Origin of the sequence: Agromyces litoreus (assembly GCF_040496015.1) — a bacterium.
Classification (GTDB): Bacteria; Actinomycetota; Actinomycetes; order Actinomycetales; family Microbacteriaceae; genus Agromyces; species Agromyces litoreus.
The window spans coordinates 66,738-90,946 of the sequence record NZ_JBEPKA010000001.1 but is presented as its reverse complement, the minus strand read 5'-3'; the positions used below and the strand labels follow the sequence as shown (position 1 = coordinate 90,946).

Below are 24,209 nucleotides of genomic sequence, written 5' to 3'. Positions count from 1 at the left end.
CTTCGAGGGGATGCGGCGGGGCCCGGGGGCCGCGTCGCTGCGGTCGCGATGCGTCCATGCTCGCCAGCCGGGCAGGTCGGCGGACGGCCCGGCCGCTCGTCGTCGGTGAACGGCGGCGACCGTGCGACGAACGGCGCGGGGCGGCGACGAACGACGGCTACAGTGACCTGCATGCCCGAGTCGATGCTGCTCGCCGCTGCCGCCGGCGTCGTCGCGGGCGTGCTCGCCGTCGGCGTCGTACTGCTGCTGCGCCGACTCGCGGTGCAGTCGCGGGAGCTCGGCACCGACGCCGAGCGCGCGACGTACGAGACCCTCCACCTGGCGTCGCGAGCCGCGAAGCACCTGCGCGGCGACATGACCGAGGCGGATGCCGCGCGCGCCGCGCGGCACCTGCGGGCGATGCTCGGCGCCGACACCCTCGCGCTCGTCATGACCGACGGGGCGGTCGCGGTCGACGGCGACGAGACGATGGTCGGGACCGCCGAGCGGCTCGCCGCCGAGGCGATCGGCTCGGGTCGGCCGAGGCTCGAGCGGCAGGTCGCGACGCCCTCGGGCGAGGCGGACGCGATCGCGGCGCCGATCCTCGCCGGCGATGCGCCGGTCGGCGCCGTCGTCGCCTTCAACGCCCGCGTCCGCGCCGGACTCATCCGGGCGACCGGGGAGGTCGCCGAATGGGTCGCGGCCCAGGTCGAGCTCGGCGAGCTCGACTCGTCGCGGGCGGCGCTCGCCGAACTGGAGGTGCGGGCGCTCCGCGCGCAGATCAGCCCGCACTTCATCTACAACTCGCTGAACGCGATCGCGTCGTTCATCAACACCGACCCCGCGAAGGCCCGCGAGCTCGTCCTCGAGTTCGCCGACTTCACCCGGTACTCCTTCCGCCGCCACGGCGACTTCACCACCGTGGCCGAGGAACTCCGCTCGATCGACTCGTACCTCGAGCTCGAACGCGCGCGCTTCGGCGACCGGCTCGCCGTCACGCTGCAGATCGCCCCGGAGGTGCTCTCCACGGTCGTGCCGTTCCTGTCCATCCAGCCGCTCGTCGAGAACGCGGTCCGGCACGGGCTCGAGGCGAAGGAGGGCGGCGGCCGGATCACGATCACCGCGGAGGATCGCGGCGCCGACGCCGAGATCACCGTCGAGGACGACGGCGTCGGGATCGACCCGGAGGTCGTGGCCGAGGTGCTCGCCGGCGGCACGCCGGGTGAGCACGTGGGGCTGCCCAACGTCGACGCCAGGCTGCGGCAGGTCTACGGCGACGAGCACGGTCTCGTCGTCGAGACGAACGTCGGTGCGGGCACGCTCGTGCGCATGCGGGTGCCGAAGTCGCAGCCCGGCCGCTCGGCGGCATCCGTCGACCCGGCCGGCCGAACGGGGAGGCTGGTCCAGTGATCACCGTGCTCATCGCGGACGACGAGCGGCCCGCCGTCGACGAACTCGCATTCCTGCTCGGCCAGGACCCGCGCGTCGGCCCGATCCACCGCGCGACCTCCGGCGCCGAGGCGATCCGGATCCTCACGCGGGAGCCGGTCGACGCCGCGTTCCTCGACATCCACATGCCGGGGCTGTCCGGCTTCGACCTCGCCCGGGCCCTCCAGCGCTTCGAGCGCCGACCGGCGTTCGTGTTCGTCACCGCCGACGAGGAGGGCGCGCTCGAGGCGTTCGACCTCGCCGCGGTCGACTACCTGCTGAAGCCCGTCCGCGCGGAGCGACTGCGTCGCTCGGTCACGCGGGTCGTCGACGCGATCGGCCAGGCCCAGGCGACGGATGCCGCGGCGGAGCGGCCCGAGATGATCGCCGTGACCCTCGGCGGCACGACGCGGATGATCCGGCGCGATGACGTGCGCTACGTGCAGGCCCAGGGCGACTACGCGCGACTGCACACCGACGAGGCCAGCTACCTCGTCCGGGTGCCGATGTCCGACCTCGAGCGGCAGTGGGCCGACGCGGGCTTCGTGCGGGTGCACCGGTCCTACCTCGTGGCGCTCGGGCACGTCACCCGGGCGCGACTCGGCGGCGAACGGCCCACCGTCGTCGTCGGGCAGGCCGAGCTCCCCGTCAGCCGCCGGCTGCTCCCGGGGCTTCGCGAACGGCTCGAGGCGGCGACCCCGCGGGCGCGCCCGTGAGCGACCGGCACGAGGGCGACCGGCACGCGGGCCTCGACGGCGCCGCGGGCGTCGGGGCGGGCGCCGACGGCACGCGACCGGCGCCCGCGCGCATCCGGGTCACCGCGCCGCGCGCCGGCTCCGCCGACCGCTCGGCGGGCGCCCGTCGCGGCACGGTGCTGCCAGGCCCGCCCGGAGCCGGCGTCGAGCCCGAGGGCGACGTCCGCGACACCTACGTGCGCTCGCTCATCCGGTCCCAGCTGCGCCTCGCGCTGACCTGCGCGGCCGGGTGCGCGCTCGCGACCGTCGCCTTCGTCCTCGCGATCACGCTCACCCCGGTGCTCGACGAGTCGTACGTGGCGGGCGTGCCGGCCTCGTGGCTGCTGCTCGGCTTCGGGATCTACCCGCTGGCGATCACGGTGGCCGTCCTGTTCGTCCGTGCGGCCGCCCGCAACGAGGCCCGGTACCGGTCGCTCGCGGAGGAGTCGTGAACCCGGTGGTCGGCTACGTCGCGATCGCCGTCGTCGCGCTCGTGTCGGTGCTCATCGGCGTCTACGGCCTGCGCATCTCGCGCACGACCGGCGACTTCTACGTCGCGAGCCGGACGGTGCGCCCCTGGTGGAACGCGTCGGCGATCGGCGGCGAGTACCTGTCGGCGGCCTCGTTCCTCGGCATCGCCGGGCTCATCCTGCTCACCGGCTCGAGCGCGATGTGGTTCCCGATCGGCTACACGGCCGGGTACCTCATGCTGCTGCTCTTCGTCGCGGCGCCGCTGCGCCGGTCGGGCGCCTACACGATCCCGGACTTCACCGAGGCCCGGCTGGAGTCGGCATCGGTCCGGCGGGTGACGAGCGTGCTCGTCGTCGTCATCGGATGGCTGTACATCGTGCCGCAGCTGCAGGGCGCCGCCCTGACCGTCCGGATCACGACCGGCCTGCCCAGCTGGGTCGGCTCGGTGGCCGTGGCGCTGCTGGTGGCCGTCGTGGTCGCCGCGGGCGGCATGCGCTCGATCACGTTCGTGCAGGCGTTCCAGTTCTGGCTGAAGCTGGCCGCGATCGCCGTGCCGGTGATCGCGCTCCTCCTCGTGACCGGCACGGTCGAGCCCGAACTCGCGCCGCCGCAGGCGTTCCCGATCGACCACGGCCCCGGCGCGCTCGACGCCTACCGGACGGTCTCGCTCATGGTGGCGCTGCTGCTCGGCACGCTCGGGCTCCCGCACGTGCTCGTGCGGTTCTACACGAACCCCGACGGGCCGACCGCGCGGCGCACGACGGTCATCGTGCTCGTGCTGCTGTCGGTCTTCTACGCCTTCCCGACGCTGTTCGGGCTCCTCGGGCGCGCCTTCGCGCCGGACCTGGCGGTCGCCGGCGACGCCGACGCGCTGGTGCTGGTCCTGCCCGACCGCCTCGTGCCCGGGGTGTGGGGCGACCTGCTCACGGCGCTGGTCATCGGCGGCGCGTTCGCGGCGTTCCTGTCGACCTCGTCGGGGCTCGTCGTCTCGGTCGCGGGCGTGATCTCGCAGGACCTCCTCGGCGGCAGCGTCCGCGGCTTCCGCATCGCAGCCTTCGCGTCGACCGCCGTGCCGCTCGCCGTGGCGTTCCTCACCGAGCCCGCGGGACTGGCCGGCAGCGTCGGGCTCGTCTTCGCCTTCACGGCGGCGACGCTGTGCCCCGTGCTGCTGCTGGGCATCTGGTGGCGGGGGCTGACGGCGCGCGGTGCGATCGCTGGCATGGCCGTCGGCGCCGTGCTCTCGGGCGCCGCCATCCTCGGCGGCCCGCTCGTGGCGGCCGCCGACGTCGCCCCCGCGGTGCGGGCGCTCGTGGAGCAGCCCGCCGCGTGGTCGGTCCCGATCGCCGTGCTCGTCACGGTCCTCGCCTCGCGCGCGGATCGACGCCGGATGCCGCGAGGCGCCGACGCGTTCCTCGCGAGGCTGCACCTGCCCGAACGGCACGACCGCGCGACGCGCGAGCGTCGCTGAGCGCGGCGGCGGATGCCGCGGTCAGGCCTCGGGCGGGCGGGCCGGGGCACCGAGCACGACCGGACGGTCGCCCCACGCGGCCAGCCGCGCCTCGAGCCCGGCCCGCACGTCGGGCCACTCGTCGACGAGGATCGAGTAGACCGCGGTGTCGCGCCAGGAGCCGTCGGGGCGACGCATCGCGCGTCGGTGGATGCCCTCGAACCTCGCGCCGAGCTTGGCGATGGCCGCGCGCGAGCGCGCGTTCACGGCATCCGACTGCAGCCTGACCCGGCCGAACCCGTGGTCGAACGCCAGCCCGAGCATGAGCAGCTTCACCTCCGGGTTCACCGCGGTGCCCCAGACGCGCGGGTCGAAGCCCGTCCAGCCGATGTGCGCCGCCTCGTTCGGCAGGTCGAGGTCGCCGAGCTTGCTCGCCCCGACGAGCGCGCCGTCGTCGGGGCCGCCGCGCAGCCGGACCGCGAACGGGATCGCGTCCGGCGCGGGCGTGTAGGAGGCCCGGGCGAACCGCGCGAACGCGGCCTCGTCGGCGGGCAGGCCCGACGGTCCCCCGCCGAATCCGCCGGCGAAGACCTCGGGTCGGCCGATCGCGGAGCGCAGCGCCGGCAGGTCCGCCTCGGCGAGCGGCGTCAGTGCGACGTGGCGCCCCTCGAGCGCGTGGACGAGCGGGCGGCGCGCAGGCATCCGCCAAGTCTGGCACGCACCGCGCGCCCCGACGCGTCAGTCGAGCAGGTCGTGCAGCTGCACGATCTCGTCGCGACCGGGGCCGACGCCGATCGCCGAGAACCGCGCACCCGACATCGCCTCGAGCTCGCGCACGTAGCTCTGCGCGTTGGCGGGCAGGTCCTCGAAGGAACGCGCGGCCGAGATGTCCTCGGTCCAGCCGGGGAACTCCTCGTACACGGGCCTGGCGTGGTGGAAGTCGGACTGCGAGACCGGCACCTCCTCCATGATCACGCCGTCGACGTCGTACGCGACCGCGACCGGGATGCGGTCGAGTCCGGTCAGCACGTCGAGCTTGGTGAGCACGAAGTCGGTGACGCCGTTGATCCGGGCGGTGTAGCGCGCGATGGGCGCGTCGTACCATCCGGTCCGGCGACGGCGGCCGGTGGTCGTGCCGAACTCGTGGCCCTTGTCGGCGAGGAACTCGCCCCACTCGTCGAACAGCTCGGTCGGGAACGGTCCCGAGCCGACGCGCGTCGTGTACGCCTTCACGATGCCGATCACGCGGTCGATCCGGTTCGGGGCGATGCCGGAGCCGGTCACGGCGCCGCCCGAGGTCGCGTTCGACGAGGTCACGAACGGGTAGGTGCCGTGGTCGACGTCGAGCATCGTGGCCTGGCCGCCCTCGAAGAGCACCGTGTCGCCCGCGTCGAGCGCGCGGTGCAGCAGCAGGGAGGTGTCGGTCACCATCGGCTGCAGGCGGTCGACGTAGCCGAGCAGCTCGTCGACGACCTCGTCGACCTCGATGGCGCGCCGGTTGTAGACCTTCAGCAGCAGGTGGTTCTTCTGGTCGAGCGCGCCCTCGACCTTCTGGCGCAGGATGTTCTCGTCGAAGAGGTCCTGCATCCGGATGCCGACCCGGTTGATCTTGTCGGCGTACGCCGGCCCGATGCCTCGGCCGGTCGTGCCGATCTGGCGCTTGCCGAGGAACCGCTCGGTGACCTTGTCGAGCGTGCGGTGGTACTGCGTGATCACGTGGGCGTTCGCCGAGATCTTCAGCTGCGAGGTGTCGACCCCGCGCGACTCGAGCCCCTCGATCTCCTCGAAGAGCACCTCGATGTCGACGACGACGCCGTTGGCGATGACCGGCGTGACGCCGGGGGTGAGGATGCCGGAGGGCAGCAGGTGCAGGGCGTACTTCTCGTCGCCGACGACGACGGTGTGCCCGGCGTTGTTGCCGCCGTTGAACTTGACGACGTAGTCCAGGCGCGAGGAGAGCAGGTCGGTGGCCTTGCCCTTGCCCTCGTCGCCCCACTGTGCTCCGATCAGCACGACCGCGGGCATGTCAGTCCTCTCGTGCCGCACCCGGCGCGGCGGAATCGTCGGACGGGTCGTCGGGGGTCGCCTCGGGCGAAGCCACCGGCGGCAGGGGATCCGTGATGACGCCGATGACCTGGGTGGGCGTGAACTCCGAGGCGATGCGCGCGGGCGCCTGCGCATCGGCCTGCTCCAGGTCGGCGGCCGCGCGGGCGGCCCGGGCGGCGAGCCCGAGTCGCGCGGCGGCCCGGCGCTCGGCGTCGAGCGCGCGAAGGTAGGCGCGGTTGGGCTCGTCGGTCCACGGAACGGGTGCACCGGGCTCCCAGCCCGCTCGCAGCAGCTCGTCGCGGGCGAGCCCGACGGCGGTGACGGCGTACGCGAAGGCATCGAGGTCGCGGCCCTCGGAGTCGGCCAGGTCGGCCAGTTCGGCCCAGGCGAGCGGCGACGACGGGTGGGTGCCCACGACGCCGGGCAGCGACGCGCGGTCGGCGGCATCGAGCGCGCGCCGGACCTCGGGTTCATCGGCGAGCAGCGCCTCGTTCCCGCTCGGGTTCTGCTCCTGAGTCACACTCAACCGTAACGCATGGGCATTCCGCCACCCCGGAGCGCTGGGCACCGGGTTCAGGACCGGCTCAACCGACGCGGACCGCGGGCACCACGCCGGCGAGCGCCGGCCCCAGCCCGAGGTCGACGAGCACCACGTCGCCCGCGAGCCGGGCCGCCGGCTCGAGGAGGAGCCCGGCCTTCACTGCGCCCATCGTGACGGTGACGTCGGCCGGCAGCACGACCGGATCCGGGACCGACCCGTCGTCGGGCGAGATGCCGCTCGGCAGGTCGACCGCGACGACGAGCGGATGCCGCGTGCCGCGCCCCGCACGCTCCACCCACTCGGTCCCGAGCAGCGCGCGCACCCGCTCCACGACCTCGCGGGCACGCCCGCGCAGCGCGGGGCTCGCGGCTGCCCCGATGCCGAGGATGCCGTCGACCAGCACGTCCGCCGCGCGGATCACCGCGTCGACGCCCGCGGGCGCGGTCTCGACGTCGAGGCCGGTCGCGCCCGCCTCGTGCGCCGCGGCGAGGCCGGCCTCGTGGATGCGCGAGCCGACGGCGACGATCCGCACGTCGGCGCCGCGCCTGGCCAGGTGCGCCCCCGCGAACAGCGCGTCGCCGCCGTTGTCGCCCGAGCCTGCGATCACGACGACGAGCGGACGTCGCGGCGCACGCGGGCCATCCGATTCGTCCGCGTCGTCCGGCCGGGCCGCTCGGCGCTCGAGCAGCCGCCCGATCTCGTCGGCCAGTGCCGCGGCGGCGCGCTGCATGAGCGCCTCCCCCGCCTCGAGCAGCGGACGTTCGGCCGCGCGCACCTGCGCGGCCGTGTACCCGTCTCGCGGCGACGGCGCGACCTGCCCGACTCCCCCGCTCACGCGCCCGAGCCTACGCCGTGGCATCCGCATCGCCCCGGCCCCGGCCCCGGCCCCGGTGCACGCCTCTCAGGAGGAGTCGCTCGAATCGACCCGCTTCTCAGGAAGACACGCCGGGCGCGGCATCGACACGCCGGATGACTCCTGAGAAGAGGGAGCACGGGGCCGCGCGGAGACGACGAAGGGGCCGGGCCCGCAGGCCCGACCCCTCACGGTCGATCGCTCAGCGCGTCACTGGACGACGTTGAACGCGTTGACGTTGCCGGCTCCGTAGAAGCCGTTGCGCTCGCCGCCCGTGCAGGTGGCGGTCCAGCCGGGACGCGGCTCGTAGACGCCGTCCGGGCACTCCAGCGGGGTCGCCGTGCGCTCCAGGTACGACGCGAGCTGGCCCGGCTTCATGCCCGGGTGGGCCGAGAGCGCGAGCGCCGCGACGCCGGCCGCGTGCGGGCCGGCCATCGAGGTGCCCTGCGAGAAGCCGTAGCCGCCGGGGACGGTCGACAGGACCGCGTCGGTGATGGTCGACGACGCGCCGCCGGTGCGGAAGCGCGTGTCGCCGCCGGGAGCCGTCACGTCGACGACGCCCTGCCCGTAGGAGGAGTAGTAGCTCTTCTGCTCGGTCGGGCCGACCGCCGACACCGTCACGACGCCGGGCGCCTCCGCCGGGAGGTCACGGCAGGCGCCGTTGATGGTGCGGTCCTCGACGGGGTAGCTGCCGTCGTTCGGGCTGCCGTCGTCGACGAACTTGTGCTGCAGGTCGACGTTGCTGTTGCCGGCCGACGCGATGGTCAGCGTGCCCTTCGACTGCGAGTAGTTCAGCGCGCGCTGCACGGCCAGCCACACGGGGCGCTGGCGTGGGTCGTTCACGCAGTTGAACTCCCACGGATCGATGTAGTAGCTGTTGTTCGTGACCGGCATGCCGTGGTCGGCCGCCCAGAGGTACGCGCAGACCGCGGCCTCGGGGTAGATGTAGCCGTCGTCGTTCACGACCTTGACCGACGCGACCTTCACGCCGGGCGCGACGCCGGCGATGCCGACCCCGTTGATCGCCGCGGCGATCGTGCCGGCGACGTGCGTGCCGTGCGACGAGGTGGTGTTCTTCCAGGCCGCCGGGTCGGTGTCGGCGACGCCGCCGAGGCACGAGGCGCTCTGGTCGAACGCCACCTGCGAGGCGAGGTCGGGGTGGGTCCAGTCGATGCCGGAGTCGAGCACGCCGACGACGACCGACGGGTCGCCCGTGGTGACCGCGTGCGCCTCGGGGACGTCGATCTGCTCCATGTCCCACTGGTATCCCCAGTAGGGCTCCGCGGTCGGGTCGCCCGACGCGTCGAGGGCCGACTCGTCGAGCACCTCGATCGCCTCGTCGTCGATCAGGGTCGTGCCGAGCCCGTCGGTCGACGCCACGGACTGCACGCCGCTGCCGACGACCGACGCCTCGAACGCCGTGTTCGTCGACGTCGCGACGAGCACGCCGATCTGGTCGTAGCTGGCGACGACGGTGCCGCCCGCGGACGCGACGCGCTTGGCCGCGGCCTTCGTGTTCGCGCCCTGCGGCGCGAGCACGAGGTAGGTGTGCTCCGGCCCGGTGGCCGCGGCGGGTGCCACGGCGGTGCCGACCAGGCCGACGGCGAGGGCGACGGCGGATGCCGCGCCGATCACCTTGTGGTTCCTCATCCTGTCTCCATTCGAATGGGTGGAGTCACCGCCGACCGTGTCGATCGGCGGCCGGCCCGTCCAATGGATGCGACGACGCGACAGGGTGTGCCGCGCTCAGGCCGGTCCGGCGAGCCTATCCACGACCCCCGTCCGGGGGATAGACCCTCCCGCTCACTCCGCTCCGGCATCCGTCCGTCGTCGCGCACGCGCACGCGCAAGTAGGCTTGAACGCATGTCCAAGGTCCTCACGAGCCTCCCCGTCGGCGAGCGCGTCGGCATCGCGTTCTCGGGAGGTCTCGACACCTCCGTGGCGGTCGCCTGGATGCGCGAGCAGGGCGCCGTGCCCTGCACGTACACCGCCGACCTCGGCCAGCCGGACGAGCCCGACGTCGAGGCCGTCCCGGGCCGCGCGCTCGAGTACGGCGCCGAGCTCAGCCGCCTGGTCGACGTGAAGTCCTCGCTCGTCGAGGAGGGCCTGGTCGCGCTGCAGTGCGGCGCGTTCCACATCCGCTCCGGCGGGAAGACCTACTTCAACACCACGCCCCTCGGCCGCGCGGTCACCGGCACGCTGCTCGTGCGCGCGATGCGGGAGGACGACGTCGACATCTGGGGCGACGGGTCCACCTACAAGGGCAACGACATCGAGCGGTTCTACCGCTACGGCCTCCTGGCGAACCCCCGGCTTCGCATCTACAAGCCGTGGCTCGACAGCGCGTTCGTGCGCGAGCTCGGCGGGCGCACCGAGATGAGCCAGTGGATGCAGGCGCGCGACCTGCCCTACCGCGCCTCGGTCGAGAAGGCGTACTCCACGGATGCCAACATCTGGGGCGCCACGCACGAGGCGAAGAAGCTCGAGGACCTCGATGCGGGCATCACGATCGTCGAGCCCATCATGGGCGTGCGGTTCTGGGACGAGTCGGTCGCGATCGAGGCCGAGGACGTCACGGTGCGCTTCGTCGAGGGGCGCCCGGTCGCGCTGAACGGCGTCGAGTTCGACGACCCGGTCGAGCTCGTGCTCGAGGCGAACCGCATCGGCGGCCGCCACGGCCTCGGCATGAGCGACCAGATCGAGAACCGCATCATCGAGGCGAAGTCGCGGGGCATCTACGAGGCCCCCGGCATGGCGCTGCTGCACATCACGTACGAGCGCCTGCTCAACGCGATCCACAACGAGGACACGGTCGCGAACTACCACAACGAGGGCCGCCGCCTCGGCCGCCTGATGTACGAGGGCCGCTGGCTCGACCCGCAGTCGCTCATGCTGCGCGAGTCGATCGTGAAGTGGGTCGCGTCGGCCGTGACCGGCGAGGTCACCCTCCGCCTCCGCCGCGGCGACGACTACACGATCCTGAACACGGACGGCCCCGCCCTCAGCTACCACCCCGACAAGCTGTCGATGGAGCGCGTCGGCGACCAGGCGTTCGGCCCCGAGGACCGCATCGGCCAGCTCACGATGCGCAACCTCGACATCGCCGACTCGCGCGCTCGCCTCGAGCAGTACGCGCAGCTCGGCATGGTGGGCGGCGCGACGGCGGAGCTGGTCGGCGAGATCGCCGCGGGCCAGGCGGCCCAGATCCTCGCGGGCGAGGCCGAGACCGACCTCGACGCGGCGACGGATGCGGCCAACGAGGCCGCGGCGTTCGACCTCGGCACCGACTGACCCGCGCCCGCCCTCGCGCCCGGATGCCGCGCGGTGCCATACTCGGCGTCATCCGCGCGCAGCGGTGACGCCGCGCGCCTCGCGACCGTTCGGGGAGGCGGCGATGGACGACCGGATCGACCGACAGGACGTGCAGCCGTGAGCGGCGGCGAGTGGGCGGCGATCGTCGGGGGCCTCGTGGTGCTCGTCGACCTCGCCATCCGGATCACCGCGCTCATCATCATCCCGCGCGACCGGAAGCCGACGGCGGCGATGGCGTGGCTGCTCGCGATCTTCCTGATCCCGTTCGTCGGGATCCTGCTGTACCTGCTCATCGGCAACATCCGGCTCCCGAAGCAGCGGATGGAGCGCCAGCGGGAGGCCGACCGGATGATCGCCGAGCGGGCCGACGCACTCGACCTCGTCGCCGACCACGGGGCGTGGCCGGCCTGGTTCGCGACGGCCGTGGCGCAGAACCGCCGCCTCACCGGGATGCCCGCGACCTCGGGCAACCGGGTGAGCCTGATCGACGACTACCAGGGCTCGATCGACGCGATGGCGGCGGACATCGCGGCCGCGACGCGCTTCGTGCACGTCGAGTTCTTCATCGTGGCGTTCGACGACACGACCCGCGGGTTCTTCTCGGCGATGGAGGACGCGGTCCGCCGCGGTGTGCGCGTCCGCCTCCTCATGGACCACATCGCGTCGTCGAAGGTGCCGCTGCACGCGGCGACGATCGAGGAGCTCGACCGCATCGGGGTCGAGTGGCGCTACCTGCTGCCGGTCCGGCCGTTCAAGGGCGAGTGGCAGCGACCCGACCTCCGCAACCACCGCAAGATCGTGGTCGTCGACGGGCTCGTCGCGCACACGGGCTCCCAGAACCTCATCGATCGCACCTACGACTCGCCGAAGAACGTCAAGCGCGGGCTCGAGTGGCAGGAGCTCGTCGCCCGGATCACCGGTCCTGCGGTCGCCGAGCTGAACGCGGTGTTCCGCTCCGACTGGTTCGCCGAGACGGGCGAGGTGCTGGGCGACGACGCCCACACGCCCGTGACCGAGATCCCGGTCGACACGTCGCCGTCGGCGCTCGACTGCCAGGTGGTGCCGAGCGGCCCGGCGTTCACGAGCGAGAACAACCTGCGGCAGTTCCTCACGATGGTCAACTCGGCGCAGGAACGGGTCATCATCACGAGCCCGTACTTCGTGCCCGACGAGGCGATGGTCTACGCGATCACGTCGGCGAAGCTCCGCGGCCTCGACGTGCAGCTGTTCGTGTCGGAGATCGGCGACCAGGGCGGCGTGTGGCACGCGCAGCGCTCGTACTACCGCGCGCTGCTGACCGCGGGCGTGCGCATCTGGCTCTACCCGGGCCCGTACATCCTGCACGCCAAGCACCTCTCGATCGACGACGACGTCGCGGTGATCGGCTCGAGCAACATGGACATCCGGTCGTTCGCGCTGAACTTCGAGGTGACGATGCTCGTGCGCGGCGCGTCGTTCGTCGCCGACATGCGCGAGGTCGAGGAGAAGTACCGGTCGCTCGGACGGGAGCTCACGCTGGAGGAGTGGAACCGCGAGCCCGCGTCGGCCACGTTCCTCGACGGGATCGCGAGGCTCACCTCGGCGCTGCAGTAGCGGGCGCCGACCCCGCGGCGCAGGGCCGCCCGCCTGTGCGTTCGCTCCGCATCGCCACGAACTTGCACATTGATGTGCACGTTAGCCGTACAGTGGTCCCATGCCGTCCGACACCGACGCGGGCCGCCGCTCCCCCCGACGGGATGCGGCGGAGAACCGCGAAGCCCTCCTCGCCGCCGCCGTGGCGACGCTCTCGACCACGCCCGACGCGCCCCTCGAGGCGATCGCGTCGGCCGCGGGGCTCAGCCGTCGCGCCCTCTACGGCCACTTCGCCGGGCGCGACGAGCTCATCGTCGCCCTGATCGAGCGCGGCGCCGAGCGCCTCGTCGGCGCCGCGGCGACCACCGACCACGACGATGCGCGCGCGGCGATCGCCCTGCTCGGGGCCCGTCTCTGGGACGCGGTGGAGCACGTGCGCCTGCTCGCGCAGGTGGCGCTGCAGCCGCCGTACGTCGAACGCGCCGCCTCGGCGCTGGCACCCGTGCGCGAGCGCCTGTCGGCCCTCGTGGCGCGCGGGATCGCCGACGGGACGGTGCGCGACGACATCCGCCCCTCCGTGCTCGCGCACCTGCTCGAGGAGTCGGCCCTCGCGGTGCTGGCCGAGGCGGCCCGGCACGGGCTGCCCGACGGCGAGGGACGCCGACTCGTCATGCTCGCCGCGCTCGGCACCGCCGGCCTGTCCTGGCGCGAGGCGGGCGCATTCATCTCCGACACCCCAGAGCTCACCGAGGAACCATGAGGATCGACCTCCACGGCGTCGCCAAGGGGCGCCGCGGCCGGGCGCTGCCCGCCACCACCGTCGGCTACGAGAGCGGGCGCGCGACGCTCGCGAGCGCCGAGACCGAGCAGCGTCCCACCGTGCTCGGCCTGCTCGCGTCCGGGCGCATGCGCCCCGACGCCGGCACGGTCTCGATCGACGGCCGGCCCGACCCCGCCGACATCCGCCGCCGCATCGCCCTGGTCGACGCGCCCGACGTGTCGGACCCCGCGCCCGACGTGACCGTCGCGGGGGTCGCCGCGGAGGAGCTCATGTTCGCCGGCGTCCCGTCGACCCCGGTCTCGGCGATCCGCTGGCTCGGCGACCTCGGCCTCGCGCACCTGGCACGGACGCCGATCGGCAACGTCGCGCCGCTCGACCGCCTGCGGCTGCTCACCGAACTGGCCCTGCTCCGCGACGGCGTCGAGGGCCTCGTGCTCGTCTCGCCCGACCGCCACGGCGGCGACCCGGTCGAGTGGTGGACGCTCGCCCGCCGCCTCGCCGACCGCGGGCTCGCGGTGCTCGTCATCGCCGGCGAGGCCTCCGCCTCGGCGATCGCGGCATCCGACCTGCTCGAGCGGATGCGCGACGGCGACGACGCGGCCGCCGCCCGATCCGATTCCGACCCCGACGAACCCGCCCGCGAATCGCTGCAGTCCATGGGAGCACGCGCATGAGGATCCCCCGGATGATCACCGCCGAACTGCGGCGCCTGACCTCGACCCGGATGTCGGTGCTCGCCCTCGTCGCCCTCATCGCGGTCCCCGTGCTCTACGGCGGGCTGTACCTGTGGGCGAACCAGGACCCGTACGCCCGCTTCCCCGACGTGCCCGTCGCGCTCGTGGTGGAGGACGAGGGCACGGCGGCGACAAAGGACGAGCCCGCGCGCAACGTCGGCGACGAGGTCGCGGAGGACCTGATCGCCGACGGCGCGTTCGACTGGCATCGCGTCGACGCCGCCGACGCGGCACGCGGCCTCGACGACTCCGCGTACGACTTCGCCATCACCCTGCCCGCCGACTTCTCCGACGCCCTGGCCTCCGTCGGCTCCGACGAGCCGCGCCGGGCCGAGATCCTGCTCTCCACGAACGACGCGACGAGCTACCTCGCCGGCACGATCGGCGCGCAGGCGGTGGAGCGCATCCGCGAGAGCGTCGCCGAGCAGGTCGGCCGCGAGGCCGCGTCGCTGCTGCTCGACTCGATCTCCGAGATCCGCGGCGGGATGGCCGACGCCGCCGACGGCGCGTCCCAGCTCGCCGACGGCGCCGCGAGCGCCGTGGACGGTGCCGCCCGCCTGGACTCGGGCGCCTCCGACCTCGCCGACGGCGCGCGGCAGGCGGCCGACGGCTCGGCCCGGCTCGCCGACGGCACGGCGCGGCTCGCGGACGGGTCCGCCGACCTCGCCGACGGCGCCGCACAGGTCGCGGACGGCAACGCCGAGCTCGCCGCATCCGCCGACCGGCTCGGCACCGCGGTCGACGAGGCCGCCGCGGCGGTGCCCGAGGCCCGCCGCGCGATCGCCGACGAACTCGCCGCGAACGGGGTCGACCAGGCCACGATCGACGCGGTGCTCGCCCGCCTCGACCCGCTCGACGAGCGCGTGACCGCGGGCAACGACCGCGTGCAGGCCGTCGTCGGCGACATCGACCGGCTCGCCGACGGCAGCCGGCAGGTCGCCGACGGCAGCGCCGAGCTCGCGGCCGGTGCGAGCGACGCCGCCGACGGCGCCGCCTCGCTCGCCGACGGCGCCGCGCGCGTGGCCGACGGCTCGGCGCAGCTGGCCGCCGGCATCGGGACCCTCGAGGAGGGACTCGGCGAGCTCGCCTCGGGTGCCGGCACCCTGCAGGACGGGCTGGCCGACGGCGTGGCGGAGATCCCCGACAGCGACCAGGCCACGCGCGACGCGCAATCGGATGCGATCGCCGACCCGGTCGCGCTCGAGACCGACGAGGTCACGCATGCCGGCACCTACGGCGCGGGCCTCGCGCCGTTCTTCGCCGCGCTCGCGGGCTGGATCGGCATCTACGCGCTCTTCCTCATCGTGAAGCCGATCTCGCGACGCGCGGTCACCGCACTGCATTCGCCGATCCGGATCACCATCGCGGGCTGGCTCACGCCGGCCGCCCTGGGCGCGGTGCAGATGGCCGCGCTGTACCTCGTGCTCGCCGTCACGCTCGGCTTCGCGGTGAGCGACCCGCTCGCGACCCTCGGCATCATGCTGCTCGCCTCGGCGACGTACGCGGCCGTCATCCTCGCCCTGAACGTGTGGCTCGGCTCGGTCGGCCAGTTCCTCGGCCTGGTGCTGATGGTGCTGCAGCTCGTGACCGCGGGCGGGACGTTCCCGTGGCAGACGCTGCCCGCGCCGCTCGCCGCGCTGCACCACGTGCTGCCCATGGGCTACGTGGTCGATGCGATGCGCCAGGCGATGTACGGCGGTGACCTCGCGCGCGCAGGAGCCGACGCCCTCGTGCTCGCCGGATGGCTCGTCGGCGCGTTCGCGATCGCCGCCATCGGCGTCACGCGGATGACGCACTTCCGCACGCTGCGCGACCTGCAGCCCAGCCTCATCGGCTGAGCCGGCCGGCCGGCGCTAGGCCGGCGTCTGCTGGTGGGCGGCCACGTGCCACGCACCGTCGTCGTAGACGTAGGTGGTCGACATCCGCAGGTCGGCGACGTCGTCACCGCGTCGCGCGACGGCGCGGTACGCGAGGATCCCGGCGCGGTCGCCGAGGCGCACCACGGCCGGCTCGTGGATCTCGTAGGCCTCCCACGGCGCGGTGCCGCGGAACGCCGCCATGACGTCGTCGCGCCCGAGCATCGCCCCCTCGACGATCATGAGCGCGTCGCGGGTCATGGCACGCGCGTAGTGCTCGCCGCCGTGGCCGGCGAGGATGGCGCGCCATCCCGCATGCTCCTCGTGCAGCAACCGGGCGGGAAGATCGTCGGTGATCTCGGTCATGCGGCAACGCTACGCTCCGCAGGGCCCGCGCACGAGGGCCGGTTCCGGATCGGCGGTCAGTGGGTCGTGGCCCAGCGGCTGCGCGCCGGGGTCTCGCGCTCCCTCGCGAGCGTCCCCGGCGCGAGGCCCAGCCGCGCCTCGGCCGTCCGGAACGCCATGGCGTCGGCCTCGGGCTCGTCGATGAGCCCGAGTGCATGGTGCTGCACCGCGAGTCCGTCGACGAGCGCGGTGAGCGCCCGCGCATCGGCGAGCGGGTCGGTGCTCTCGCCCAGCCCGGCGTCGGCGATGCGCTCGATGATGCCGGCGAGGCGACGGTCGTTCTCGCGGTGGTGCCGGGTGAGTGCGGCGTGCAGCTCCGCGTTGCGCGGCGCCTCGCTCCACGCGTCGATCCACACGAGGTAGTGGTCGCGCGGCGTCGTGCTCAGCCAGTCGGCGAGCGCGGCGATCGGCTCGAGGCGGTCGGCGAGCGCCTCGTCCTGCTCGTCCTCGGCGGTGACCGCCGCGTCGAAGGCCGCGGCCATCAGCTGCTCGCGCGTGGCGAAGTAGTGGCGGATGAGCCCGTGGACGACGCCCACCTCGGAGGCGACGTCCCGCAGCGTCACGCGGGCGAACCCGTCGCGCGCGACCAGGCGGAGCGTGGCCGCGATGATCTGCTCTCGCCGCTCGTTCGGATCGAGTCGGGTCGCCATCCGCCCATGGTAGGCGGCCTTGTCCGCGCGGCCAACAGCATCCGCGGCTCGGCGCGAGGGCCGGGTGATCACCCGCGCGCGTGCCGCCGGATCCACTCGTGCATCACGATCGCGGCCGCGGCGGCGGCGTTGATGGAGCGCGTCGAGCCGTACTGGGTGATCTCGACGGTGGCGTCGGCCGCCTCGAGCGCCTCGGGGCTGAGCCCGGGGCCCTCCTGCCCGAACAGCAGCACGCAGCGCTCGGGGAGCTCGACGAGGTCGACCGGCTCGGAGCCCTCGACGTTGTCGACGGCGACCACCGGCAGGTGCTGCTCGCGCGCCCAGGCCACGAAGTCGGCGACGTCCGGATGGTGCATCAGGTGCTGGTACCGATCGGTGACCATCGCCCCGCGGCGGTTCCATCGTCGGCGCCCGATGACGTGCACCGTCTCGGCGGCGAACGCGTTCGCGGTGCGCACGATCGAGCCGATGTTCAGGTCGTGCTGCCAGTTCTCGATCGCGACGTGGAACGGATGCCGCCGGGTGTCGAGGTCGGCGACGATCGCCTCGAGCCGCCAGTACCGATACCGGTCGACGACGTTCCGGCGGTCGCCCTGCTCGAGCAGCTCGGGGTCGTAGCGCGGATCGTCGGGCCATGCGTCCCGGCCGCCGGGCCACGGCCCGACGCCGTGCAGCGGCAGGTGGGCCTCGTCGGCGACGACGCCCGCGTGTCCCTCCGGACGGCGCCCGCCCGCGACGTCGCCATCCGCCCGATCGTCGCTCACGCCACCACGCTAGCCCGCACGCGCGTGGGGCCCGGCAGCGGCCGGGCCCCACGGGCTGAGCTCGGGTCGCTCACCCCTCGAACGCCGCGTTCCCGCGGCAGGCGATGCCGGGGCTCGGCGCGATCGGGTCGCCCTTGAGCCCGGCGCGGACGTACATGCCGTAGCTCTGGACGTGGCCGCCGGTGACCTCGTCGTCGTCGAAGCCGGGCGGGTTGCCCTCGATCTCGTCGGGCAGGTCCTGCCCCGAGTACGCGCAGGCCGAGTGGGCCTTGTGCGCGCCGGGGATGGGCTCGCCCTTGCCGTTCGTCTCGCCCGCGAACGCGGCGCCGGCGGTGCCGCCGACCACGAGTCCGAGTCCGAGGATGCAGCCGATGACTGCGCGATTCATCTCACACCTCCGTGTGCGTGACGACCGCGGTCTCTGGGGTCGCGCGCTCCGGGCGTGGGGTGATCCGGTCGTCGTACCCGGGGAAACCTACTCCTCGCACACCCCGCGGCAATGCCCCCGTGCGGGGGACGGTCGTCGCACGGAATCCCAGTTTTCGGTGTGCCGAAAACCCTGTACGATTTCGGCATGCCGAAAACACAGCTGGACGCCGACGCCGCCCCGCGGACCGGGGGCCGCGGCTCCGCCCGGGGCACGACCGGCGGACGGGCGGGCCAACCCGCCTCCGTCGCCCGACTCGCCTGGCTGCTGGGCCCGGCCCTCGTCGCCGGCGTCGCCTACCTCGACCCCGGCAACGTCGCGAGCAACATGACGGCGGGTGCACGGTACGGGTACCTGCTCGTGTGGGTCGTGGTCCTCGCGAACGTCATGGCCTGGCTCATCCAGTACCTCTCGGCCAAGCTCGGCATCGTCACCGGCGAGAGCCTGCCCGAGGTGCTCGGCCGCCGGATGCGCAACCGATGGGGTCGCCGCGCCTACTGGCTGCAGGCGGAGCTCGTCGCGATGGCCACCGACCTCGCCGAGGTCATCGGCGGGGCGGTCGCGCTCAATCTCCTGTTCGGCATCCCCCTGATCTGGGGCGGCCTCATCACCGGCGCGGTCTCGCTCGTGCTCCTGGTGGTGCAGTCGCGCCGGGGCCCGCGCACGTTCGAGTTCGTGATCATCGGACTGCTCGTGATCATCGCCGTCGGGTTCTCGGTGGGCGTGTTCATCGCCCCGCCCGACCCCGGCGGCCTCACCGCCGGCCTGGTCCCGCGGTTCGAGGACGCGAACTCCGTGCTCCTCGCCGCATCCATCCTCGGCGCCACGATCATGCCGCACGCGATCTACGCCCACTCCGCCCTCAGCCGCGACCGGTTCGTCGAGGGTCGCGGACCCGGGCGCCACGAGCGGCCGGTGACCGGCGCGACCCGGCTGCCGCTCGAGCCCGGCACGGCGACGAGCCTGCCCACCGACCGCCTCCTGCGCGCCACCCGCTGGGACGTGACGATCGCCATGGCGATCGCCGGCACCGTCAACCTCTGCATCCTGCTGCTCGCCGCCGTGAACCTCGCCGGCGTCGAGGGCACCGACAGCCTCGAGGGCGCCTACGCGGCACTCCAGACGACCCTGGGGCCGGCGATCGCGACGCTCTTCGCCGTGGGACTGCTCGCGTCCGGCCTCGCCTCGACCTCGGTGGGCGCCTACGCGGGCGCCGAGATCATGCACGGGCTGCTGCACGTGCGCATCCCCATCGTCACGCGGCGGCTCATCACCCTCGTGCCGGCGCTCGCGATCCTCGCCCTCGGCTTCGACCCGACCCTCTCCCTGATCCTCAGCCAGGTCGTGCTCTCGTTCGGCATCCCCTTCGCCCTCGTCCCCCTCGTGGCGATCACGGCGCGCCGCGGTGTGCTCGGCCGCTGGCGCAACCACTGGGCGACGACGGCGGCCGGGATCGGCGCATCCGCGTTCCTGATCACCCTGAACGGCGTGCTGCTCTGGCTGGTGTTCACCGGGGCGTGACCGGGCGGCCGGTATCCTGAGGGCGATGCCCGCCGCCAGCAGCCCCGCGATCGAGGACTACCTCAAGACGGTCTACGCCCACACCGAGTGGCAGCCCGAGCCCATCACTCCGTCGGTGCTCGCCGGCGCGCTCGGCGTCGCGCCGTCGTCGGTGACCGAGATGGTGAAGAAGATGGCCGCGCAGGGCCTCGTCCAGCACGTGCCGTACGGCGCCGTGCGACTCACCGACGCGGGCCGCGCCCGGGCGCTCGCGGTCGTGCGCCGGCACCGGCTGATCGAGACCTGGCTCGTCCACGAGATGGGCTACGCATGGGACGAGGTGCACGACGAGGCGGAGGTGCTCGAGCACGCCGTCTCCGACCGGCTCCTGGAGGGGATCGACGCCCGGCTCGGGCGGCCCGAACGCGACCCGCACGGCGACGCGATCCCGCGTGCCGACGGGTCCGTGCCCACCGAGCCGTCCGTCCGGCTCGACGAGGCGGCCGAGGGCCACGTGGGCCGCGTCATCCGCATCAGCGACCGCGATCCGGCGCTCCTGCGCGACCTCGACTCGGTCGGCGTCGGGCCGGGAAGCGAGGTCCGCGTCGCGGTCTCGCCACCGGCGGCGACGACGGGACCGGACGGGATCGAGCCGGCCGACGTCGGGATCACCGTCGACGGCGCGCACCACGCCCTCCCCGCCTCAGCCGCCGCCGTGATCTGGATCACCGCCTGAACCTTCGCTGAACCCCCTCCCGCCGGAGCCGATCGTCGGCGAGGATGAGGGGATGGGCAGTGCGGCCGCGAAGATCACTCCCGAACTCACGGATGCGCAGTGGGAGCGCCTCCGGCGGTACGGCACGCCCGAGGACGTCACCGAGGGCGACGTCCTCTTCCGCGCCGGCGACCGCAGCTACGACCTCTTCCTCATCGAGTCGGGCGAGGTCGAGATCGTGCGCGAGGCGCTCTGGTGGACCGAGGAGACGACGATCGCGCGACTCGGCCCGCGCACGTTCGCCGGCGAGCTCGGCCTGCTCAACGGCCAGAAGGCGTTCCTCACCGGCCGGGTGACGACGCCGGGCACCGTCGCGAGGATCGACCACCCGGCGCTGCAGCGGATGATGGCCGAGGACGACGAGCTCTGCGACCTCATGCTGCGCACGCTCTGGGCGCGCCGCGAGCTGCTCCGGGAGGGCCCGGCGGCGTGGACCCTGAAGATCGTCGGCTCGTCGAACGACGCCGCATCGATGGCGGTGCGCCGCTACGCCCAGCGCCTGGAGCTCGTGCACACCTGGATCGACGTGGAGGACCCGGAGCTCACCCACGACATCTGGTCGCACGGCTACAGGCGCGACGACCTGCCGGTCGCGATCGTGCAGGGCGAGATCGTCCGCAACGCCACCCCGGGGCAGCTCGCCGAGATGCTCGGCCTCGCCTACGCGGCCGAGGACGACATCGAGTTCGACCTCGCGGTGGTCGGGGCCGGCCCGGCCGGCCTCGCGGCCGCGATCTACGGCGCCTCGGAGGGGCTGCACACGGTCCTGCTGGACGCCGTCGCCCCCGGCGGGCAGTCGGCGACGACCTCGCGGATCGAGAACTACCTGGGCTTCCCGTTCGGCGTGAGCGGTGATGCGCTGACCTCGCAGGCCTCGCTGCAGGCGTTCAAGTTCGGCGTGCGGATCGCGGCGCCCTGCCCGGTGATCCGGCTCGACGCCGACGCCGGAGTGCACCGTCTGCTGCTCGCCGACGGCGCAATCGTGCGCGCCCGCGCCGTGGTCGTCACGACCGGGGTGGCCTACCGCACGCTCCCGATCGACCGGTGGGACGAGTTCGAGGGCGCGGGCATCCACCACGCGGCGTCCGCGCTCGAGCTCCGCCAGGTCGCCGGATCGGACGTCGTCGTGATCGGCGGTGCCAACTCGGCGGGCCAGGCCGCGCTCGCGCTCGCCGCGAACGACTGCAACGTGCGCCTCGTGGTGCGATCGGGCGATCTCTCGGACCGGATGTCGAGCTACCTGGTCGACCGCATCCGCGAGGACCCCCGCATCGACGTGCGCACCGGCGCCCAGGTCGTCGCGCTCGACGGCGACGACCACCTCGAGCGCGTCACGCTCCGCGGGCCCGACGGCGACGAGGTCGTCGACAGCGCCGCCCTCTTCTGCTTCATCGGCGCGGTGCCGGCGACGGACTGGCTCGGTCACCTCGACCACGACGACTCCGGGTACGTTCGCACCGGCGCCGACGTCGCCGCACTCGACGACGGATGGCGCGACCTCGGCCGCACGCCGCTGCCGTTCGAGACGTCGGTGCCCCGCGTCTTCGCCGCCGGCGACGTCCGGCGCGGATCGATGAAGCGCGTCGCGGCGGCGGTCGGCGAGGGGTCGAGCGCGGTCGCGTCGGTCCACCGAGCACTCTCGAACACGGAGGTCACGGCATGAGCGATGAGGCGACGACGATGGGGCCGGCCCCGTCCGGGACGGGGTGCGTGGAGTGCCTCGAAGCCGGCGGATGGTGGTGGCACCTTCGGCGATGCATCGAGTGCGGCCACGTCGGATGCTGCGACTCGTCGCCGGAGCAGCACGCGAGCCGGCACGCCGCCGAGTCGGGCCATCCGATCGCCGCGTCGTTCGAACCCGGCGAGCCGTGGTTCTGGAACTACGCCGAGGGCGCGGGCGCCAAGCGCATCCCCCTCGCCCCGCCGCGGTGGCGTCCGGAGGACCAGGCCTGCCCCGGCCCGGAGGGCAAGGTGCCGGAGAACTGGCGGCAGCTGCTCCACGAGTGAGCATGCCGACCGGCGGCCCGCTGCCGGGGCCCGCGCGCCCGTGCGGCGTCGCGCCCGCGGCATCCGCCGTTCATCCGGCCGTGACGTGGGCGGCCTAGGCTTGGGCCATGGCGAAGCGCGAAGAGGTCGAAGCCTGGCTCACCGACATGGACGGCGTGCTGGTGCACGAGAACCACGCCCTCCCGGGCGCGGCCGAGCTCCTGCAGCAGTGGGAGGACACGGGCACGCCCTACCTCGTGCTCACGAACAACTCGATCTTCACGGCTCGCGACCTCTCGGCGCGCCTGCGATCGTCGGGACTGAACGTGCCGGAGCAGCGCATCTGGACCTCTGCGCTCGCGACCGCCGACTTCCTGAAGCAGCAGGTGCCCGACGGATCGGCGTTCGTCATCGGCGAGGCCGGGATCCTCACCGCGCTGCACGAGGCGGGCTTCATCATGACCGAGACGAACCCCGACTTCGTGGTCGTCGGCGAGACCCGCAACTACTCGTTCGACGCCATCACCAAGGCGATCCGCCTCATCGGGGCGGGCGCGCGGTTCATCGTCACCAACCCCGACGCGACCGGACCCTCGTCGGAGGGCCCGCTGCCCGCGACCGGCGCGATCGCCGCGCTGATCACGAAGGCGACCGGCAAGGAGCCGTACGTCGTCGGCAAGCCGAACCCGATGATGTTCCGGTCGGCGCTGAACAAGATCGGCGCGCACTCCGAGCACACCGCGATGATCGGCGACCGGATGGACACCGACATCGTCGCGGGCATCGAAGCGGGCCTGCACACCGTACTGGTGCTCTCGGGCATCAGCGACCGCTCGCAGATCGAGTCGTTCCCGTTCCGGCCCGACGAGGTCATCGACGGCGTCGCCGAGCTGCTCGCGGACGGCCCGATCGAGACCGAGCTCTAGCCGCCCGGGCTCTCGCGGCGCACGTCGCGTGCCACGACGCGACGCGGCGGTCCCGCCCTGCTCAGCCCAGCTCGAGCTCGCGGCGCTCGTCCCACGGCTCGGTCCAGCGGAGGGCGCCGAACAGCACGTCGAGCACCATCGCCGTGAACCCCCAGACGAGTCGCTCGGAGCCGGCGCCGTCGACGAGGAAACCGGGACCGCGCCATTCCTCCCCGTCGCGCCGGAGGACGGTCGTGCACCGGTTCGCCGGGTCGAGCAGGTCGGCCACGGGCGTGCGGAACACGGCCGACGACTCCGCCACGTCCACGGGCCGGACCGGCGACGGCGCCTGCCACCACCCGAGCACGGGCGTGACGAGGTGGCGCGAGTACGCGAGCGGGATGGGGTCGAGCTCGCCCAGCACGTCGACGCCCGCGGGATCGAGCCCGGTCTCCTCGTGCGCCTCGCGCAGCGCGGCCGCGACGAGACCGGCATCGCCCGGTTCCACCCGCCCGCCGGGAAAGGCCACCTGCCCGGCGTGCGATCGGAGCGTGTCGGCGCGCGCGAGCAGCAGCACGTCGAGGTCGCGCGAGACGGCCGCCGCCCGCGCATGGTGATCGCTCGGCAGGCCGTCGAGCACGCCGAACAGGACGAGGACGGCCGCCTCCCGCGTCGCCTCGGGGTCCAGGGGCGGCCTCGCGTCGCGCCACACCGCGCGCAGGGCGTCGTCGCCGACCAGGGCGGCGAGCTGGGTGCGTGCCGATCGGGCGCGATCGTCGCGTGAGGTCACCCGTCGAGGGTAGCGCGCCGGACGATCAGCGATCCGGGCGCTCGTCGCCGTGATCGTCCCGATCGTCGTCGGGCCGCCGCTCCGCGTCGACCTCGCCCGGCCCGGTCTCCGGGTCCCGTCCCGGCTCCGCATCCCGGCCCGGCTCGTCGTCCCGCTGCCGGCGCGACCACCGGCTCTCGTGCAGGAAGACCTGGGTCACGAGCACGAGCACCGCGATGACGATCGCGCCGACCCAGAACGTCCAATCCATGC

The 24,209-nt window shown here is 73.6% G+C and carries 25 protein-coding genes; 14 read left to right on the top strand and 11 right to left on the bottom strand.

Features of this window, described 5'->3' with window-relative positions; genetic code table 11:
* Positions 1-171 precede the first annotated feature (171 nt).
* The 4 genes from ABME01_RS00440 to ABME01_RS00425 are packed head-to-tail and all read left to right on the top strand — an operon-like array spanning position 172 to position 4,080.
* Entirely contained in the window at positions 172-1,389 is a 1,218-nt protein-coding gene (locus ABME01_RS00440; RefSeq protein ID WP_353826368.1) for a sensor histidine kinase, read from the top strand.
* Positions 1,386-2,123, top strand: coding sequence for a LytR/AlgR family response regulator transcription factor (locus ABME01_RS00435; protein WP_353826367.1), 738 nt, complete (start codon positions 1,386-1,388; stop codon positions 2,121-2,123). Before ABME01_RS00440 ends, ABME01_RS00435 begins: the two co-directional genes overlap by 4 nt.
* Positions 2,120-2,593, top strand: coding sequence for a DUF485 domain-containing protein (locus tag ABME01_RS00430; protein ID WP_353826366.1), 474 nt, complete (start codon positions 2,120-2,122; stop codon positions 2,591-2,593). The genes ABME01_RS00435 and ABME01_RS00430 overlap by 4 nt, the downstream gene beginning before the upstream one ends.
* Positions 2,590-4,080 carry a sodium/solute symporter gene (locus ABME01_RS00425; protein WP_353826365.1) on the top strand — a complete coding sequence of 497 codons (1,491 nt, stop codon included), beginning with the start codon at positions 2,590-2,592 and terminating at the stop codon, positions 4,078-4,080. Before ABME01_RS00430 ends, ABME01_RS00425 begins: the two co-directional genes overlap by 4 nt.
* A 21-nt stretch (positions 4,081-4,101) precedes the next feature.
* Here the strand turns inward: ABME01_RS00425 and ABME01_RS00420 are convergent, their stop codons facing one another.
* The 5 genes from ABME01_RS00420 to ABME01_RS00400 all read right to left on the bottom strand — a co-directional run bounded on the left by ABME01_RS00420 (position 4,102) and on the right by ABME01_RS00400 (position 9,149).
* Positions 4,102-4,761, bottom strand: coding sequence for a GNAT family N-acetyltransferase (locus ABME01_RS00420; protein ID WP_353826364.1), 660 nt, complete (start codon positions 4,759-4,761; stop codon positions 4,102-4,104).
* A gap of 36 nt (positions 4,762-4,797) precedes the next feature.
* Positions 4,798-6,084, bottom strand: coding sequence for an adenylosuccinate synthase (locus tag ABME01_RS00415; RefSeq protein ID WP_353826363.1), 1,287 nt, complete (start codon positions 6,082-6,084; stop codon positions 4,798-4,800).
* Between the two features lies 1 nt (position 6,085).
* The gene (locus ABME01_RS00410; protein ID WP_353826362.1) at positions 6,086-6,625 is read right to left on the bottom strand and encodes a DUF3151 family protein; all 540 of its coding nucleotides are present in this window, start codon (positions 6,623-6,625) and stop codon (positions 6,086-6,088) included.
* A gap of 64 nt (positions 6,626-6,689) precedes the next feature.
* A complete protein-coding gene (locus ABME01_RS00405) occupies positions 6,690-7,481 on the bottom strand; it encodes an NAD(P)H-hydrate epimerase (protein ID WP_353826361.1) in 792 nt (263 codons plus the stop codon).
* A gap of 228 nt (positions 7,482-7,709) precedes the next feature.
* Positions 7,710-9,149 (bottom strand): S8 family peptidase, encoded by a 1,440-nt coding sequence (locus ABME01_RS00400; protein ID WP_353826360.1) that lies wholly within the window; start codon positions 9,147-9,149, stop codon positions 7,710-7,712.
* 214 nt (positions 9,150-9,363) lie between these two features.
* Between ABME01_RS00400 and argG the strand changes: the two genes are divergently transcribed.
* The 5 genes from argG (at position 9,364) to ABME01_RS00375 (ending at position 15,737) form a co-directional block, all read left to right on the top strand.
* Positions 9,364-10,791, top strand: coding sequence for an argininosuccinate synthase (argG, locus tag ABME01_RS00395; RefSeq protein ID WP_353826359.1), 1,428 nt, complete (start codon positions 9,364-9,366; stop codon positions 10,789-10,791).
* 138 nt (positions 10,792-10,929) lie between these two features.
* Positions 10,930-12,405: a cardiolipin synthase gene (gene cls, locus ABME01_RS00390; protein WP_353826358.1), complete on the top strand. Its 1,476-nt coding sequence runs from the start codon at positions 10,930-10,932 to the stop codon at positions 12,403-12,405.
* A gap of 100 nt (positions 12,406-12,505) precedes the next feature.
* On the top strand, positions 12,506-13,144 hold the full coding sequence (locus tag ABME01_RS00385) for a TetR/AcrR family transcriptional regulator (RefSeq protein ID WP_353826357.1): 639 nt from the start codon (positions 12,506-12,508) through the stop codon (positions 13,142-13,144).
* Positions 13,141-13,839, top strand: coding sequence for a P-loop NTPase family protein (locus tag ABME01_RS00380; RefSeq protein ID WP_353826356.1), 699 nt, complete (start codon positions 13,141-13,143; stop codon positions 13,837-13,839). Before ABME01_RS00385 ends, ABME01_RS00380 begins: the two co-directional genes overlap by 4 nt.
* Positions 13,836-15,737 carry a YhgE/Pip family protein gene (locus tag ABME01_RS00375; RefSeq protein ID WP_353826355.1) on the top strand — a complete coding sequence of 634 codons (1,902 nt, stop codon included), beginning with the start codon at positions 13,836-13,838 and terminating at the stop codon, positions 15,735-15,737. The genes ABME01_RS00380 and ABME01_RS00375 overlap by 4 nt, the downstream gene beginning before the upstream one ends.
* 15 nt (positions 15,738-15,752) lie before the next feature.
* On the opposite strand, the gene ABME01_RS00370 is transcribed toward ABME01_RS00375, so the two are convergent.
* The 4 genes from ABME01_RS00370 to ABME01_RS00355 all read right to left on the bottom strand — a co-directional run bounded on the left by ABME01_RS00370 (position 15,753) and on the right by ABME01_RS00355 (position 17,962).
* Complete coding sequence (locus ABME01_RS00370) at positions 15,753-16,121, bottom strand: nuclear transport factor 2 family protein (protein ID WP_353826354.1); 369 nt, start codon at positions 16,119-16,121, stop codon at positions 15,753-15,755.
* A 56-nt stretch (positions 16,122-16,177) separates the two neighbouring features.
* On the bottom strand, positions 16,178-16,810 hold the full coding sequence (locus tag ABME01_RS00365) for a TetR/AcrR family transcriptional regulator (protein ID WP_353826353.1): 633 nt from the start codon (positions 16,808-16,810) through the stop codon (positions 16,178-16,180).
* A gap of 68 nt (positions 16,811-16,878) precedes the next feature.
* Positions 16,879-17,490 carry a TrmH family RNA methyltransferase gene (locus tag ABME01_RS00360; protein ID WP_353826593.1) on the bottom strand — a complete coding sequence of 204 codons (612 nt, stop codon included), beginning with the start codon at positions 17,488-17,490 and terminating at the stop codon, positions 16,879-16,881.
* A gap of 154 nt (positions 17,491-17,644) precedes the next feature.
* The gene (locus tag ABME01_RS00355; protein ID WP_353826352.1) at positions 17,645-17,962 is read right to left on the bottom strand and encodes a hypothetical protein; all 318 of its coding nucleotides are present in this window, start codon (positions 17,960-17,962) and stop codon (positions 17,645-17,647) included.
* A gap of 186 nt (positions 17,963-18,148) precedes the next feature.
* Between ABME01_RS00355 and ABME01_RS00350 the strand changes: the two genes are divergently transcribed.
* From ABME01_RS00350 to ABME01_RS00330, 5 genes are all read left to right on the top strand, one after another.
* Positions 18,149-19,522 carry an Nramp family divalent metal transporter gene (locus ABME01_RS00350; RefSeq protein ID WP_353826351.1) on the top strand — a complete coding sequence of 458 codons (1,374 nt, stop codon included), beginning with the start codon at positions 18,149-18,151 and terminating at the stop codon, positions 19,520-19,522.
* Between the two features lie 25 nt (positions 19,523-19,547).
* Positions 19,548-20,237: a metal-dependent transcriptional regulator gene (locus ABME01_RS00345; protein ID WP_353826350.1), complete on the top strand. Its 690-nt coding sequence runs from the start codon at positions 19,548-19,550 to the stop codon at positions 20,235-20,237.
* A 52-nt stretch (positions 20,238-20,289) separates the two neighbouring features.
* Positions 20,290-21,939, top strand: coding sequence for an FAD-dependent oxidoreductase (locus tag ABME01_RS00340; RefSeq protein WP_353826349.1), 1,650 nt, complete (start codon positions 20,290-20,292; stop codon positions 21,937-21,939).
* Positions 21,936-22,283 carry a UBP-type zinc finger domain-containing protein gene (locus ABME01_RS00335; protein ID WP_353826348.1) on the top strand — a complete coding sequence of 116 codons (348 nt, stop codon included), beginning with the start codon at positions 21,936-21,938 and terminating at the stop codon, positions 22,281-22,283. The genes ABME01_RS00340 and ABME01_RS00335 overlap by 4 nt, the downstream gene beginning before the upstream one ends.
* 107 nt (positions 22,284-22,390) lie before the next feature.
* The gene (locus ABME01_RS00330; protein ID WP_353826347.1) at positions 22,391-23,188 is read left to right on the top strand and encodes an HAD-IIA family hydrolase; all 798 of its coding nucleotides are present in this window, start codon (positions 22,391-22,393) and stop codon (positions 23,186-23,188) included.
* A gap of 61 nt (positions 23,189-23,249) precedes the next feature.
* On the opposite strand, the gene ABME01_RS00325 is transcribed toward ABME01_RS00330, so the two are convergent.
* Both ABME01_RS00325 and ABME01_RS00320 read right to left on the bottom strand, forming a co-directional pair.
* Positions 23,250-23,957 carry an NUDIX hydrolase gene (locus ABME01_RS00325; protein ID WP_436407378.1) on the bottom strand — a complete coding sequence of 236 codons (708 nt, stop codon included), beginning with the start codon at positions 23,955-23,957 and terminating at the stop codon, positions 23,250-23,252.
* Positions 23,958-23,982: 25 nt separating this feature from the next.
* Positions 23,983-24,207, bottom strand: coding sequence for a hypothetical protein (locus tag ABME01_RS00320; protein WP_353826346.1), 225 nt, complete (start codon positions 24,205-24,207; stop codon positions 23,983-23,985).
* Positions 24,208-24,209: the final 2 nt, after the last annotated feature.